Source organism: Micromonospora krabiensis (genome assembly GCF_900091425.1).
In the GTDB taxonomy this organism is placed as follows: Bacteria; Actinomycetota; Actinomycetes; order Mycobacteriales; family Micromonosporaceae; genus Micromonospora; species Micromonospora krabiensis.
The window spans coordinates 3488194-3502427 of the sequence record NZ_LT598496.1; the positions used below are offsets into that span (position 1 = coordinate 3488194).

General features: G+C 73.4%; 11 protein-coding genes. 5 read left to right on the top strand and 6 right to left on the bottom strand.

The genetic code is table 11. The features are described from left to right. Nucleotides 1-2 precede the first annotated feature (2 nt). Both clpS and GA0070620_RS15725 read right to left on the bottom strand, forming a co-directional pair. Nucleotides 3-293, bottom strand: a complete 291-nt coding sequence (gene clpS / locus GA0070620_RS15720; protein ID WP_091591611.1) for an ATP-dependent Clp protease adapter ClpS — start codon at nucleotides 291-293, stop codon at nucleotides 3-5. Between the two features lie 148 nt (nucleotides 294-441). Continuing rightward, entirely contained in the window at nucleotides 442-2001 is a 1560-nt protein-coding gene (locus GA0070620_RS15725) for a P-loop NTPase family protein (RefSeq protein ID WP_091591614.1), read from the bottom strand. Nucleotides 2002-2203: 202 nt separating this feature from the next. Here GA0070620_RS15725 and GA0070620_RS15730 point away from each other — a divergent pair, with 202 nt between their 5' ends. The 4 genes from GA0070620_RS15730 to GA0070620_RS15745 are packed head-to-tail and all read left to right on the top strand — an operon-like array spanning nucleotide 2204 to nucleotide 8098. Beyond that, nucleotides 2204-4882, top strand: coding sequence for a LuxR C-terminal-related transcriptional regulator (locus GA0070620_RS15730; protein WP_091591616.1), 2679 nt, complete (start codon nucleotides 2204-2206; stop codon nucleotides 4880-4882). A 16-nt stretch (nucleotides 4883-4898) separates the two neighbouring features. Next, a complete protein-coding gene (locus GA0070620_RS15735; protein ID WP_091591617.1) occupies nucleotides 4899-6185 on the top strand; it encodes a nicotinate phosphoribosyltransferase in 1287 nt (428 codons plus the stop codon). Between the two features lie 43 nt (nucleotides 6186-6228). After that, nucleotides 6229-6810 (top strand): isochorismatase family protein, encoded by a 582-nt coding sequence (locus GA0070620_RS15740; protein ID WP_091591619.1) that lies wholly within the window; start codon nucleotides 6229-6231, stop codon nucleotides 6808-6810. Between the two features lie 40 nt (nucleotides 6811-6850). Further along, nucleotides 6851-8098 carry an MFS transporter gene (locus tag GA0070620_RS15745; protein ID WP_091591621.1) on the top strand — a complete coding sequence of 416 codons (1248 nt, stop codon included), beginning with the start codon at nucleotides 6851-6853 and terminating at the stop codon, nucleotides 8096-8098. A gap of 406 nt (nucleotides 8099-8504) precedes the next feature. On the opposite strand, the gene ctaD is transcribed toward GA0070620_RS15745, so the two are convergent. Further along, the gene (gene ctaD / locus GA0070620_RS15750) at nucleotides 8505-10262 is read right to left on the bottom strand and encodes an aa3-type cytochrome oxidase subunit I (RefSeq protein WP_091591624.1); all 1758 of its coding nucleotides are present in this window, start codon (nucleotides 10260-10262) and stop codon (nucleotides 8505-8507) included. Between the two features lie 141 nt (nucleotides 10263-10403). Further along, a complete protein-coding gene (locus GA0070620_RS15755) occupies nucleotides 10404-11510 on the bottom strand; it encodes an FAD-dependent monooxygenase (protein ID WP_091591626.1) in 1107 nt (368 codons plus the stop codon). Nucleotides 11511-11874: 364 nt separating this feature from the next. Between GA0070620_RS15755 and GA0070620_RS15760 the strand changes: the two genes are divergently transcribed. Next, nucleotides 11875-12987, top strand: a complete 1113-nt coding sequence (locus tag GA0070620_RS15760) for a GH12 family glycosyl hydrolase domain-containing protein (protein ID WP_091591628.1) — start codon at nucleotides 11875-11877, stop codon at nucleotides 12985-12987. Between the two features lie 55 nt (nucleotides 12988-13042). Here the strand turns inward: GA0070620_RS15760 and GA0070620_RS15765 are convergent, their stop codons facing one another. Together GA0070620_RS15765 and GA0070620_RS32960 are read right to left on the bottom strand one after the other, a co-directional pair. After that, entirely contained in the window at nucleotides 13043-14008 is a 966-nt protein-coding gene (locus tag GA0070620_RS15765; protein ID WP_091591631.1) for a golvesin C-terminal-like domain-containing protein, read from the bottom strand. Next, a complete protein-coding gene (locus GA0070620_RS32960; protein WP_172836441.1) occupies nucleotides 14008-14163 on the bottom strand; it encodes a hypothetical protein in 156 nt (51 codons plus the stop codon). The genes GA0070620_RS15765 and GA0070620_RS32960 overlap by 1 nt, the downstream gene beginning before the upstream one ends. Nucleotides 14164-14234: the final 71 nt, after the last annotated feature.

Consider the following 14234-nt stretch of genomic DNA (forward strand, 5'->3'; position numbering starts at 1 on the left):
GCTCACGAGCGGTCCACCGTAGCCCAGAGCCCGTAGGCGTGCAGCTGCGACGCGTCGTGCTCCATCCGCTCCCGGGCGCCGGTGGAGACGACGGCGCGGCCCTTGTGGTGCACGTCCAGCATCAGCTTCTCGGCCTTCTCCCGGCTGTAGCCGAAGAGCTTCTGGAAGACCCAGGTCACGTACGTCATCAGGTTGACCGGGTCGTCCCACACGATCGTCACCCATTGCCGGTCCGAGACCGGCACCTCTTCGGTGGCCGGCGTCTCGACCGGTGCAACCTGCGGAGCCGCCATGCCCCCCATCGTGCCACCGGTCTCCGGAAACCGAGGAACCGGAACGCCGTCCGGCCGCGGATCTCGGGCGGGAGGCGTGCCGGGCCCGCCGGGACCGCGCCCGAGGGGTGGGCGGGCGGGCCCGGCGGGCCGGACGATCGGGACGCCCTCAGGCGAGCAGGATGCCGTGGTCGACCGCATCGGAGAGCACCACGCCCAGGGAGAGACGGATCACCTCGAACCGCCGTGAGATCTCCCGGGACAGCTCCAACTCGACCTCGCGCAGCGCTCGCTGGGCCCAGGCCCGCGCGCCGTTGGGGTCGTTGTTGCCCGGGCTCCGCCAGTGCTGCCAGCAGCCGCCGGAGAGGGCGACGGCGACCGGTGGGAGCACCTCGGTGCGGGCCGTGCCCGGGTAGCCGGCGACCGCGTCGACCGCCCCGTCACCGGTCAGCCCGGCCACGCCGGCCGTGCTGGTGACGAGGAGCACCCGGTCGAGCTCCCGGCCGGAACCCTCCTCGGCCAGCCCCCAGCGCATCGCGTGGGAGACCCGCCGGTAGACCCCTTCGGGCAGCGGCGACCCCACGACACGGGACGAGGCCTCCTCGATGATGCCCCGGACGGCCTGGTCACACTGGGCGGTGGCCAGCAGCGACAGGGCCTCCATCTCACGGTCGAGCAGCTGGGGCAGCCCGGCGCAGCCCACCCCGAAGACGATCTCCTGAACCACGCGGAGGTGGATGTTGGCCAGCTCCAGCGCGAGGTGCTGACGGATCCGCTGGGCGCAGGAGCGGGTCAACCGGTCGAGCAGCTCGGACCAGTCGCCCGGGTCGGCGACCACGGGCACCCGGCCGTGCTCCCCGGGCAGGACCGGCGGGTCGGAGCTGGCCCGCCGCAGGCCCTCGTCGACGGCCCAACCGACCAGGGCGCGGCGGAGGTCGGCCGCGTCGTCGACGCGGTGCGGCGCGAACCAGCGCGCCTCCGCGAGCGCGGGGACCGCGGCGAGCAGGGCGGCGCGGTGCGCCTGGACCGTCACGGTGATCGGGTCGACCGTGGGACCGGGTGAGGGGGACCCGGCCCCGGACGGCGGGACGGACGCCCCCGCGTCCTCCGTACGCGCCGCGCTGTCCGGCCCCGCCCAGCCGGTCGTGCCCGGTGTGACCGCGAAGCAGACCGAGACCGAGGTCTGGGCGAGTTCGGCGAGCAGGGTGAGCTCCGCGGCCGTGAACGTCTGGTCGGCGGCGATCACGAAGAGCAGGCATCCGGCGCGGCCGGCCGCCTCGATCAGCACGCGGGCGCCGGCCACGCCGAGCGCGCCGGTGTCGGGGGTGTCGACCAGGGCGAAGTGCCGCAGCAGCGGCTCGGGCAGACCCAGCTCGACCCGGCGCGGCGGGCGGGCCAGGGCGGGGCCGGCGGCACCGCGGTCCGCGCCGTAGGCGTGCGGCTGGCGGTAGCCCGGCACGTAGGCCGCCCGGCTGGGCGTCGTCGCGTGGCGGAGCACCAGCCAACTGCCGTCGGGCACACCGAGGAGGGCGGGGTCGAGGTCGAGCAGGGTGGCGAGCACGGCGCGGCGACCGGCGTCGGCAGGCCCGACGGTGAGCACGCCGAGCGACTCGTCCGGCCCCGGGTCGCTCACCCCGAGCCGGGTGGGCAGGGGCGCGCAACGGGGCATGTCGCTCGGCCCCGGCTGGTCGCCGGGCATGTCGACGGAGGGGAGCTGACCCGGTTGCATGAGGGCGGCCTCCCGTGACGTGCGGGGCCGGCGGCAACCGGCCACGTGGAGTATCCGGTGGAGCGATCCGGATGCCGGAAGACTACGAGCGACCGGGGGCCCGGGCGGAACACATCGGATACTCACCAGTAATCGCGAGATTACTCAACTTCGCTGCGTGACGGTATGCGCGCGGACCGAACTCGATGGATATGCTGCCCGGATGAGTCGGTGGAAGTTCGTCGGCCGCACGGATGAGCTCAACCGTCTGTTGTCGGCGGTGACCAGCACCGCGGGTCGAGGGCTCTTCTTCAGCGGAAACGCGGGCATCGGCAAGAGTCGGTTGCTGCGCGAGGGCGTCTCGGCGCTGCCGACCGACCGCTACGCGATCTGGTCGATCGCCGCCAGCGCCACCACCGCGGCGCTCCCCTTCGGCGGTCTGGTGCAGGTGCTCCCGGCCGAGCAGCCGCAAGGGCTGTCCCCGGCCGGCATCCTGCGCTGGGCCCTGGAGGTGCTCCAGCAGCAGGCGGCCGGGCGGCGCATCGTCCTCGCGATCGACGACGCGCACCTGCTGGACCCGCCGTCGGCCGCGCTCGTGCACCTCGTGGCCCGGGCCGAGAACGCCACGGTGATCGGCACGTTCCGCAGCGGCGAACAGATCCCGCTGCCGATCCGGGCACTCTGGACCGACGACCTCGTCGACCACGCCGAGCTGAGCCCCATGGCGCCCGCGGAGACCGCCGGGCTGCTCGCCGCCATCCTCGACGGCCCGGTCGACGCCGGCTCCGCCGACCGGTTGGGCCGGCTCTCCGCCGGCAACCCGCTGCTGCTGCGCGAGCTGGTGCACGCCGCCTCCGGCAGCGAGGAGCTGACCCGCACGTACGGGATCTGGAAGTGGACCGGCCGCCTCGAGCTGGCACCCAACCTGACCGACCTGATCGACACCCGCATCGGCCAGCTGACCCCCGGCGTGCGGGCGGTGGTCGAGCTGGTCGCGTTCGGTGAACCGCTCGGCCTGCACCTGCTCAACCAGGCCGTCGACCGGGCCGACGTCGAGATGGCCGAGGAGCGCGGGCTGATCACGGTGCTCCAGCACGACCGGCGGACCAACGTCCGGCTGGCGCACCCCCTCTACGGCGAGGTGATGCGCCGCCGCTGCCCGGTCAGCCGCACCCGCCGACTGCAGGCGCACCTCGCCGAGCTGCTGGAACGGGTCGGCACCCGCCGCCGCGACGACCTGCTCCGGGTTGCCGTGTGGCGGCTCGACTCGGGCACCGCCCAGGACGCGACGCTGCTGCTCGGCGCGGCCGTCCAGGCGTTCAGCCGCTACGACGTGCCGCTGGCGACGCGGCTGGCCCGCGCGGCGCTCAACGCCGGCGGCGGCTTCGACGCGGCGGAGCTGCTGGCGACCATCCTCATGTTCGCCGACCGGCCGGAGGAGGCGATCGAGGTGCTCGACGCCGTCTCCCCCGGCACCGGCGACGGCCGGCGCCTGAGCCGGTGGCTGACCGTACGCGGCATGGTCACCTACTGGGGGCTGAGCCGTGAGTCCACGGTGGAGGAGATCGCCGGGCGGGCCACGGACCTGACCGACTCGGCCGACCAGGCCCGCGTCCGGGCGTTCGAGGCGATCATGCGGCTGCACCGGCTCGACACCGCCACGGCGCTGCGGCTCAGCCAGGGTGTGCTGGACCGCCCCGCGGCCAGCGTCGCCGCTCGCGAGCTGGCCCGCAGCACCATCGCCTACCTCCAGGCGGCGCAGGGGCAGCTGCAGCGCAGCGGCACCGCCATCGCCCAGGTCCACTCCGAGGCGGCCCGGTGGCGGCCCGACATGCCGTACCTCCAACTCGCCCTGGAGCTGGCCCGGGGCACCCGGCTCACCCTCGCCGGCGACCTGGCCGGCATCGACGCGATCGTCGCCGACGAGTTCGCCGACCTGGCCGGCGCCGGGGACTTCCGGCTGGGCACCGGCTACCTGGCGATCCTCCAGGCGTACGCGGCGCGGCTGCGCGGTCAGAGCGACGTCGCGCTGCGCACGAGCCTCGGCGCGTGCGCGGTGCTGGCCACCAGCCGGGTCTACGCCGGCCTGGCGCAGGCGGAACGGGCCCAGGCGGCGGCCCTGCGCGGTGACGCGACGCAGGCCGCCGAGGCGATGGCCGAGGCCGACCGCACCCAGGCCCCCGGCATGGCGGTGCTCTACCCGTGGCTGGAGCAGGCACGCGGGGCGGTGCTCGCCGCGGTCGGCGACCTGCCGGGGGCGGTGAAGCAGCTCACCGAGCTGGTCGACCGGCTGCGCGCGGACGGCTTCGCCGGCCACGAGGTGCACGTCCTGCACGATCTGGTGCGGCTCGACCAGGCGGCCGCGCACGTCGGGCCGACCTGCTCCGACGGCAGCCGCCGCACGGTGGCCCAGCGCCTCGCCGAGCTCTCCGAGCGGGTCGACGGGAACCTGCCCCCGCTGCTGGCCCGGCACGCCCGGGCCGCCGTCTCCGGCTCGCCGGCCGACCTGCTCCGGGTGGCCGACGACTTCGCGGCGCTTGAGCTGCACGTGTACGCCGCCGAGGCGGCCGCGACCGCCCTGCACCGGCTGCGCGGGGAGCGGCCCGCGGCGGCGGCCGAGGCCCGGGAACGGCTCGCCGCGCTGCTCGCCCGATGCGACGTCGTCCGCACGCCGGCCCTGCGCGCCGGAACTCCGGTGCTGTCCGAGCGGGAGTGGCAGGTGGCCCGGCTCGCCGCCGAGGGGGTCACCAGCCGGGCGATCGCGGACCGCCTCTACCTCTCCGCCCGCACTGTGGAGAACCACCTCCAGCGGATCTACGCCAAGCTCGGCGTCACCGGGCGGGCGGATCTGCGGGCCGCGCTGCGGGCGATCCCGGGCCACGAGGGCGGGGACGCCGGGTGAACTCTAGGCTGAGGCCGTGAGCACCCTTCGCCCCGCACTGTTGACCGATCACTACGAGCTGACGATGGTCAGCGCGGCCCTGCGTGACGGCACGGCGGACCGCCGATGCGTGTTCGAGGTGTTCAGCCGTCGCCTGCCGAGCGGCCGACGCTACGGGGTCGTCGCCGGCACCGCACGCCTGATCGAGCTGATCCGGAACTTCCGCTTCGACGAGGCCGAGGTGGACTTCCTGCTGCGGCGGGGGGTGGTCGACGAGCCGGCCGCGGCCTGGCTGCGGGACTACCGCTTCACCGGCGACATCGACGGGTACGCCGAGGGTGAGCTCTTCTTCCCCAACTCGCCGGTCCTCACCGTCTCCGGCACCTTCGCCGAGTGCGTGGTGCTGGAGACGCTGGTGCTCTCCGTTCTGAACCACGACAGCGCCGTCGCCGCGGCCGCCGCGCGGATGGTCACCGCCGCCCGCGGGCGCACCCTGATCGAGATGGGCTCGCGCCGCGCCCACGAGGGGGCCGCGGTGGCCGCCGCGCGGGCCGCCTACCTGGCCGGCTTCGGCTTCACCTCCAACCTGGAGGCGGGCCGCCGCTACGGCATCCCCACCGCCGGCACCGCCGCGCACGCGTTCACGCTGCTGCACGACGACGAGCGGACCGCGTTCGCCTCGCAGGTCGCCACGCTGGGCAAGGACACGACACTGCTGGTCGACACGTACGACATCAGCCAGGGCATCCGCAACGCCATCGCGGTGGCCGGCACCGACCTGCGCGCCGTCCGGATCGACTCCGGGGACCTCGCGGTGATCGCCCAGCAGTCCCGGGAGCTGCTCGACTCGCTCGGCGCGACCGAAACGAAGATCATCGTCTCCGGCGACCTGGACGAGTACGCCATCGCCGCCCTCGCCGCCGAGCCGGTCGACATGTACGGCGCCGGCACCGCCGTCGTCACCGGCTCCGGCGCGCCCACCGTCGGCCTCGTCTACAAACTCGTCGAGGTCGACGGCCGGCCGGTGGTGAAGCGCTCCGAGCACAAGGCGACCATCGGCGGGCGCAAGATCGCGGTCCGGCGGCACAAGCCGACCGGCACCGCCACCGAGGAGATCATCGTCCCGCAGGGGGTGCCGGACCGGCAGCCCAACGACCGGCTGCTCCAGCGCTCGTACGTGGTGGGCGGTGAGGCGGCCGAGCTGCCCACGCTGGAGGAGTCGCGGGAACACCTGCGGCAGTGCCTGATCTCCATCCCCTGGGAGGGGTTGAAGCTGTCCGCGGGCGACCCGGCCATCCCGGTCACCGTCGTACCCGCGGCCTGAGGTTGGCCTGGTCCCGGACCCGGGCGTGAGGAAGGGAGCACCGATGGGCAGCGCGCTGATCATCGTGGACGTGCAGAACGACTTCTGCGAGGGCGGATCCCTGGCCGTCGGCGGCGGCGCCGACGTGGCCGCCGGCATCACCCGGCTGCTCGCCGCCGAACCGGGCCGGTGGGACCACGTCGTCGCGACCAAGGACTACCACGTCGACCCGGGCGGGCACTTCGCCGACCAGCCGAACTTCGTCGACACCTGGCCCCGGCACTGCGTCGTCGGCACCGCCGGCTCCGAGTTCCACCCCGATCTGGACACCGGACGGGTCGAGGAGATCTTCCACAAGGGCGAGCACGCGGCCGCGTACTCCGGCTTCGAGGGGCACGCCGCCGACGGCGAGTGCCTCGGCGACTGGCTGCGCCGCCACGACGTCGACCGGGTCGACCTGGTCGGGATCGCCACCGACCACTGCGTGCGGGCGACCGCCCTGGACGCCGCGCGGGAGGGCTTCGCCACCACCGTGCTCCTCGACCTGACCGCCGGGGTCGCCGCGGACACCACCGACCTGGCGCTGCGATCCCTGGAGGGCGCCGGGGTCACCCTGCACGGCGCACCTGTGATCAGAGCCGCATGACCCCTTAATCGGTTGGTGGTTGTCGTGCCCGACGCCGAGGATGGCGCGGGAGGTACGGACCATCGTGAACCTGAAGCCTTACCGCGAGACGCTCGCACTGCCCGGACTCCGGTCGCTGCTGCTGGTGGCCGTGCTCGCGCGGATCCCGCTCACCGCGACCGGGGTGACCCTGACGTTCTACGTCGTCCAGGACCTCGGCCGGGGCTACGGCGCGGCCGGGCTGGTCGGCGCGGCCGTCACGGTCGGCGCGGCGATCGGCGGCCCGCTGCTCGGCCGGCTCATCGACCGCCGCGGGCTGCGGCCGGTGCTCCTGCTCACCGGCCTCGTCGAGGCGGTCTTCTGGTCCACCGCGCCGTCCCTGTCGTACCTCCTGCTGCTGCCGGCCGCCTTCGTCGCCGGCTCCCTCGCCCTGCCGATCTTCTCCGTGGTCCGCCAGTCCGTCGCCGCACTGGTGCCGGAGGAGCGACGCCGCCCGGCGTACGCCCTCGACTCGATGTCGGTGGAGCTGTCGTTCATGGTGGGCCCGGCGCTGGCCGTGGCGCTGGTCACCGCGATCTCGGCACGCACCACCCTCTACCTGGTCGGCGCCGGGATCGTCGCCGCCGGGATCGCGTTCTGGCTGCTCAACCCGCCCACCAGCGGCGTGACCGACTCGACGGCGCCGCCCCGCCGGGTGTCCCGCCGGGAGTGGGTGACTCCCCGACTGCTGGCCGTGCTGGCGGTGAGCCTCGCCGCCACCCTGGTGCTCGGCGGCACCGACGTCGCCGTCGTCGCCGTGCTGCGGGAGAGCGGCGAGGCCGGCTGGACCGGCGCCGTCCTCGCCATGTGGGCGGTCGCCTCGCTGGCCGGCGGCTTCGCGTACGGGGCGGCACACCGCCCGGTCTCCCCGCTCGCCCTCATGGCCGCGCTGAGCCTCTGCACCATCCCGGTCGGGCTGGGCGGCGCACACTGGTGGCTGCTCTGCCTCGCCATGATCCCCGCCGGCGCGCTCTGCGCCCCCACCATCGCCGCCACCGCCGACGCGGTCAGCCGCCTCGCCCCGCCCGAGTCGCGCGGCGAGGCGATGGGCCTGCACGGCTCCGCGGTCACCGTCGGCATCGCGGTCGGCGCACCGCTGGCCGGTGCGGTGATCGACGCGTCCGCGCCGGTCTGGGGCTTCGCCGTCACCGGCGCGATCGGCGCCCTCGTGGCGTTGGCCGTGCTCCCGCTGGAACTACGCCGCCGCCGCACCAGCACCGCCGTCCCCACCGAGCCCGACCTGGACCTGGTCACCACCCCGACCCGCTGAGATCAGGCCCGCGGGGCCCCGGCACGCACGGCCGGGTCCGGGCCCCCGCGCTCGCACCGGCCGAGGCCGCCGCCGGGTGGGGCTGGCCGCCGTCCGATGGGGCCGCCGCCGGCTGGGGCAGTCGTCCGGGTCCGCCGTCGGGTGGGGCACCGTCGGGTAGGGCCACCGTCGGGTGGGTCCGCCCTCGGCGTGCCGGGGCCGACCCGTCGCCCCGAGCGTGATCGACTCGGGTTCCAGGAAATCGGGCACTCCCAGCCGCCCGGACACCCCGCCTTCCTGGAGCCCGAGTCGATCAGCCGAACCAACGGACCGAGCCGCGCGGCCAAGCCGCACGGCCGAGCCGTATGACGGCGACGGGCGCCACCCCCAGGGGGTGACGCCCGTCGTGCGCGGTGCGGTCGGGCGGTCAGGCCCGGTCGATGTTGCTGGCGGTGTCCTCGGTGTAGCGGGCGCCGCCATCGGACTCGCTGGTGAGCGGCTTGGCGCCACCCTCCGGCGGTCCGGCGAGGGTCTGGCCGGCGGCCAGCTCCGGGAACTTGGCGTCGAAGGCGGGCCGCTCGGAGCGGATGCGGGGCATCCGGTCGAAGTTGCGCAGCGGCGGCGGGCAGCTGGTGGCCCACTCGAGCGAGTTGCCGTGGCCCCACGGGTCGTTGACCTCGACCACCGGGCCGGTCTTGTACGACTTCCAGCAGTTGTAGATGAACGGCAGCGTGGAGATACCCGTGATGAACGCGCCGACGGTGGAGACCATGTTCAGCGTGGTGAAGCCGTCGCTGGGCAGGTAGTCGGCGTACCGGCGGGGCATGCCCTCGTTGCCGAGCCAGTGCTGTACCAGGAACGTGGTGTGGAAGCCGATCATGGTCAGCCAGAAGTGCACCTTGGCGAGCCGCTCGTCGAGCATCCGGCCGAACATCTTCGGGAACCAGAAGTAGATGCCGGCGAACACCGCGAACACGATCGTGCCGAAGAGCACGTAGTGGAAGTGCGCGACCACGAAGTACGAGTCGGAGACGTGGAAGTCCAGCGGCGGGCTGGCGAGCAGGACACCGGTGAGGCCGCCGAAGAGGAACGTCACCAGGAAGCCGATCGACCAGAGCATCGGCGACTCGAAGCTGACCTGGCCCCGCCACATCGTGCCGATCCAGTTGAAGAACTTCATACCGGTGGGCACGGCGATCAGGAAGCTCAGGAAGCTGAAGAACGGCAGCAGCACCTGGCCGGTGGCGAACATGTGGTGCGCCCAGACGCTCATCGACAGGGCGGCGATGGCGAGGGTCGCGGCGACCAGGCCCTTGTAGCCGAAGATCGGCTTGCGGGAGAAGACCGGGATGATCTCGCTGATGATGCCGAAGAACGGCAGCGCGACGATGTACACCTCGGGGTGTCCGAAGAACCAGAAGAGGTGCTGCCACAGCATCGGGCCGCCGGTGGCGGGGTCGTACACGTGGGCGCCGAGGATGCGGTCCGCGGCGAGCGCGAAGAGCGCGGCGGCCAGCAGCGGGAAGACCAGGATCACCAGGAGGCTGGTGACCAGGATGTTCCAGGTGAAGATCGGCATCCGGAACATGGTCATGCCGGGGGCCCGCAGGGTGAGGACCGTGGTGATCATGTTGACCGCACCGAGGATGGTGCCCAGACCGGAGATGGCCAGACCCATGATCCACATGTTGGCGCCGACGCCCGGGGAGTGCTCCACGCTGCTCAGCGGGGCGTACGCGAACCAACCGAAGTCAGCCGCGCCACCGGGGGTGATGAACCCGGCGGTCGCCATGGTGCCGCCGAACAGGTACAGCCAGTAGGCGAAGCTGTTCAGACGCGGGAACGAGACGTCCGGCGCACCGATCTGGATCGGCACGATGTAGTTCGCGAAGGCGAACACGATCGGCGTCGCGAAGAACAGCAGCATGATCGTGCCGTGCATCGTGAACAGCTGGTTGTACTGCTCGGGCGACAGGAACTGCAGCCCGGGCCGGGCCAGCTCGGCCCGCATGATCAGGGCCATCAGGCCACCGATCATGAAGAACGCGAACGCGGTGACCATGTACATGATCCCGATCTGCTTCGCGTCCGTGGTCCGCAGCAGCCGCGCGATGGCCGACCCCTTGACCGGCTCTCGGACCGGCCAGGGCCGGGTCACGACCGGCTTGGGTGCGACGGTGGTCACGAGTGGCCTCCGGTTCTCGGTTGTCCCGCTCGGCACGCGTTGATTTTCAGCGGGCCGTCATCCGCAAGGAGGATAGTCCCCGGCAGGTGGCCCTGCCGCGTGGGGTGGCCAGCTACGATCATCGGCCGCGCCGGCGACGACCTAGAGCGGGCCGAGCAACAGCCGGTAGTGCTCGCCGAAGATGCGGCCGCCACGTCCGCGCAGCAGCGGGTCGCGTAGCGCCGGCGGAACGTCCCGGGTCCGGTTGCGGTCCCGGGTCCGGTCGGCCACCCATCGGGTACGCGGGCGACGGCGACTCTCGTACGCGACGAGGGCCGCCTCGACGCTGCCGGCCGCCTTCAGTGACTCGGCGAGCACCACGGCGTCCTCCAGGGCCATCGCCGCCCCCTGGGACAGGGTGGGCGCGGTGGCGTGCGCGGCGTCGCCGACCAGCAGCACCCGCCCCCGGTACCAGCGGCCCAGCTCCACCTCGTCGGTGACGCCGACGTGCACCCACTCGACCGCGTCGAGCACCTCGGGCACCGGCCCCCCGTACGCGCCGAAGAGCTCGCGCAGCCGGGCCACCGGGTCGGCGGGTGCCACGGTGCCGGCCTCGTCGGCGTAGCAGTGCAGCCGGCCGCCGCCGATCGGCACGACGAGGATCCCGGAGCGCTGGCCGAGCAGCGCGGTCCACTCGGTGACCGGGGGGCCGTCGCGCAGCACCGTGCGGTAGACCACCTGGCCCGCGGGTCGCGGCGGGCCGCCGAGCGCGGCGAGGGTACGCACCGACGAACGCGGTCCGTCCGCGCCGATGACCAGGTCGTACTCGGCGGTGGTGCCGTCGACGAACGTCACGCCGACGCCGGCCGGGAGCAGGTCGAGGGCGCGGACCTCGGCGCCGTGCCGCACCGCTCCGCCGGCGCCGGTGAGCAGCACCCGGTGCAGTTCGGCGCGGGGCAGCGCCCGGCATTCGCCGACGCCGGCCCAGAGCACGTCCAGGTCGACCTCGCAGAGCGGGGCGCCGTCGGCGTCGAGGAAGCGCTGCCGGTGCACGACGTGCCCGAGCGGGCGGACGGGGCCGTCGAGGTCGAGGCGGCGCAGCGCGCGGGCGGCGTTGCCGGGCAGGTAGAGCCCGGTCTCGTGGGACTCGCCCGGCGGGAGCTTGTCGGTGACGTCGGGACGGAAGCCCGCCATCCGCAACGCCCGGGCCACGGCGAGGCCGGCGATGCCCGCGCCGACGACGAGGATGCGCAGGGGTGAGCCACCCATGGTTGCGGTACGCCTCCGGAGGGGATCGGCACGCGTCGGATGCAAGACACTACTCGGCGCAATCGGCGCACACCAGGGCCGATCAGTCCCGGCGGTCACGCTCCTCGGCGCGGCGCGGGTGTCGCCCGGTCGGGACAGGACTGTCACCTGGGCGGTTCACCGTCGCCACGCGGAGGATGCCGCGCCGAAGGAGTCGGCCGGACACGATCTTCCGGTCGCGGTTGCGCAAGGGTTTCAAGGGTGTAAATGTATTAGGCAGCGTGGGAGCGCTCCCGTGGTCAGCGGCCGCGCCTCGGCCGCTCCCCACTCACCCGTCCCGCATCGACCGTCGGCGCCCGGGCAGCGCCGCAGCGCTAGGAGCAGCATGAAACGTCGACTTCGGGCCCTGGTGGCCGCCGGCCTGCTGGTCAGCGGTTCCATCGTCGCCGTGGCCCTCGGCGGGAGCGCCTCCGCCGACACCCTGATCTGCGAGCAGTACGGCTCGACCGTCATCGGCAACCGCTACGTCGTGCAGAACAACCGGTGGGGCACGAGCGCCCAGCAGTGCATCAACGTGACCAGCACCGGCTTCGAGATCACCACCCAGAACGGCAGCAACCCCACCAACGGGGCGCCGACCGCGTACCCGTCGGTCTTCTTCGGCTGCCACTACACCAACTGCTCACCCGGCACCAACCTGCCGATCCAGGTGGGCCAGATCAGCAGCGCGACCAGCAGCATCAGCTACCGGTACGTCAGCGGCGCCACCTACAACGCCTCGTACGACATCTGGCTCGACCCGTCGCCGAAGACCGACGGGGTGAACCAGATGGAGATCATGATCTGGCTCAACCGGCAGGGCTCCATCCAGCCCATCGGCTCACCGGTCGGCACGGCGACGCTCGCCGGCCGGACCTGGGAGGTCTGGCGGGGCAGCAACGGCTCCAACAACGTCATCTCGTACGTGGCGCCGTCCCCGATCAGCAGTCTGAGCTTCAGCGTGCTGGACTTCATCGCCGACGTCCGCAACCGCGGCGCGATCACCAACTCCTGGTACCTGACCAGCATCCAGGCGGGCTTCGAGCCGTGGCAGGGCGGCGTGGGTCTGGCGGTGACCTCGTTCTCGGCCGCTGTGAACGGCGGCGGCACCCCGCCGCCCACCACCCCGCCGCCGGGCGGGACGGGCTGCGCGGTGACGTACACGGCGAACACCTGGAGCAACGGCTTCACCGCCGACGTGCAGATCCGCAACACCGGGACGAGCCCGGTCAACGGCTGGACGCTGGCGTACACGCTGCCCGCCGGGCAGCAGGTCACGAACTCCTGGAACGCCACGGTGAGCCAGAGCGGCTCGGGGGTGACCGCACGGAACGTGGGCTACAACGGCACCATCGCCCCGGGTGGCACGGCCAGCTTCGGCTACCAGGGGACGCTGAGCGGAGCGTACGCCTCGCCGAGCGCCTTCACCCTCAACGGCGTGGCCTGCTCGCGCGCCTGAGCCCGGACGCGGGGTGCGGCGGTGACCGCCGCACCCCGCGCACGGCCCGGGTAGGTCAGACCCGGGTGAGCCGGACCGCGTCGGCGATGACCAGGCCGGCGGCGGAACTCCACCGGCTGACCGCCACCCGGTCGGCGTCCCCGGCCGGCAGCGCGAAGGTGCCGAGGGTGCGCCACTGCCCGCCGTTCGCCCGCTGGTCGACGTAGACGGTGCGGTTGCCGCTGCTGGTGGCGACGATGTACGGCGTCGCGCCGTTGTAGCCGGAGTTCGCCGGCCACCAGGCGTCGACGCGGTAGTTGCCGGCCGCGGGGACGTTGAAGCGGTACCAGGCCGGATCGCTCGCGGCGACCGGGTCGGCGTACCGGTAGTCGGCGCCGTAGCGCTGGCCGGAGTACGACGAGACGCCCCAACTGGTGCCGGCGGTGAACCGGCCGGCGGTGGTGTTGTCCACGACCGACGACCAGGCCGTGCCGCCGCCGGCCATCCGGGCGGCGACGTCGGCCCGCATCACGTTCAGGTCGATGAACGACGGGTCGATCTTGCCGGTGGTGCTGGTCTCCCGGTGTCCTCTGGCGTGACTGGCGTCCCGGCCCAGGCGGGTGAGCACGGCCGCGGTGGCGGCGATCGACGCGTTGTACTGGGCCGCCGTCATCTCCTGGCTGACCCCGTTGTAGTCGATCTCCCACCCGATCATGAGGGTGTTGCCGTCACCGGCCGGGATCGGGCCGCTGCCGCCGCTCGCGCCGGCGTGATTGCAGCGCCCGGCGGAGATGACGTGGAAGACGCCGTGGTAGTCGACGAGCGCCTGGCAGAGCGGGCCGGCGAGGTCGGGCCGGCCGTTGATGCAGATGTTCAGGGCCGGGTGCGGGTTGGTGGCGCTGGAGGTCGAGGCGGTGTGGTGCCAGAGCACGCCGATCGGGTTGAAGTCACCGGGGCGCATCCGGTTGAGCCAGTCCCCCTCGACCACGACCTGGACGCCGGCACCCCGCAGCACGTCGACGAGCCAGGGGATGGTGGCCATCAGGAGGCGCCGAGCAGGTCGGCCAGGCACTCGGCCCGGGGCGCGGCGGCGGCCGGGGCGGGCCGGACGGCGGTGGCGGTGAGTGCGGCGGCCAGCAGGGCCGGGACGCCGAGGAGGACCCGGCGGCGCAGACGGACGGATCGGGACGTGGCCATGACGCTCCTTAGCCGGACGGAGGGGATCACACGCATCGACGTACGTGATGGCGGGCACGCTACCCGCTCAC

What these genes read in the sequence shown, in the direction of transcription:
- GA0070620_RS15740 (WP_091591619.1), top strand. Translation starts at nt 6,229, where the DNA reads ATGGGCAGCGCGCTGATCATCGTGGACGTGCAGAACGACTTCTGCGAG.
- clpS (WP_091591611.1), bottom strand. Translation starts at nt 293, where the DNA reads ATGGCGGCTCCGCAGGTTGCACCGGTCGAGACGCCGGCCACCGAAGAG.
- GA0070620_RS15745 (WP_091591621.1), top strand. Translation starts at nt 6,851, where the DNA reads ATGGCGCGGGAGGTACGGACCATCGTGAACCTGAAGCCTTACCGCGAG.
- GA0070620_RS15760 (WP_091591628.1), top strand. Translation starts at nt 11,875, where the DNA reads ATGAAACGTCGACTTCGGGCCCTGGTGGCCGCCGGCCTGCTGGTCAGC.
- GA0070620_RS15755 (WP_091591626.1), bottom strand. Translation starts at nt 11,510, where the DNA reads ATGGGTGGCTCACCCCTGCGCATCCTCGTCGTCGGCGCGGGCATCGCC.
- GA0070620_RS15730 (WP_091591616.1), top strand. Translation starts at nt 2,204, where the DNA reads ATGAGTCGGTGGAAGTTCGTCGGCCGCACGGATGAGCTCAACCGTCTG.
- GA0070620_RS15765 (WP_091591631.1), bottom strand. Translation starts at nt 14,008, where the DNA reads ATGGCCACCATCCCCTGGCTCGTCGACGTGCTGCGGGGTGCCGGCGTC.
- GA0070620_RS32960 (WP_172836441.1), bottom strand. Translation starts at nt 14,163, where the DNA reads ATGGCCACGTCCCGATCCGTCCGTCTGCGCCGCCGGGTCCTCCTCGGC.
- GA0070620_RS15725 (WP_091591614.1), bottom strand. Translation starts at nt 2,001, where the DNA reads ATGCAACCGGGTCAGCTCCCCTCCGTCGACATGCCCGGCGACCAGCCG.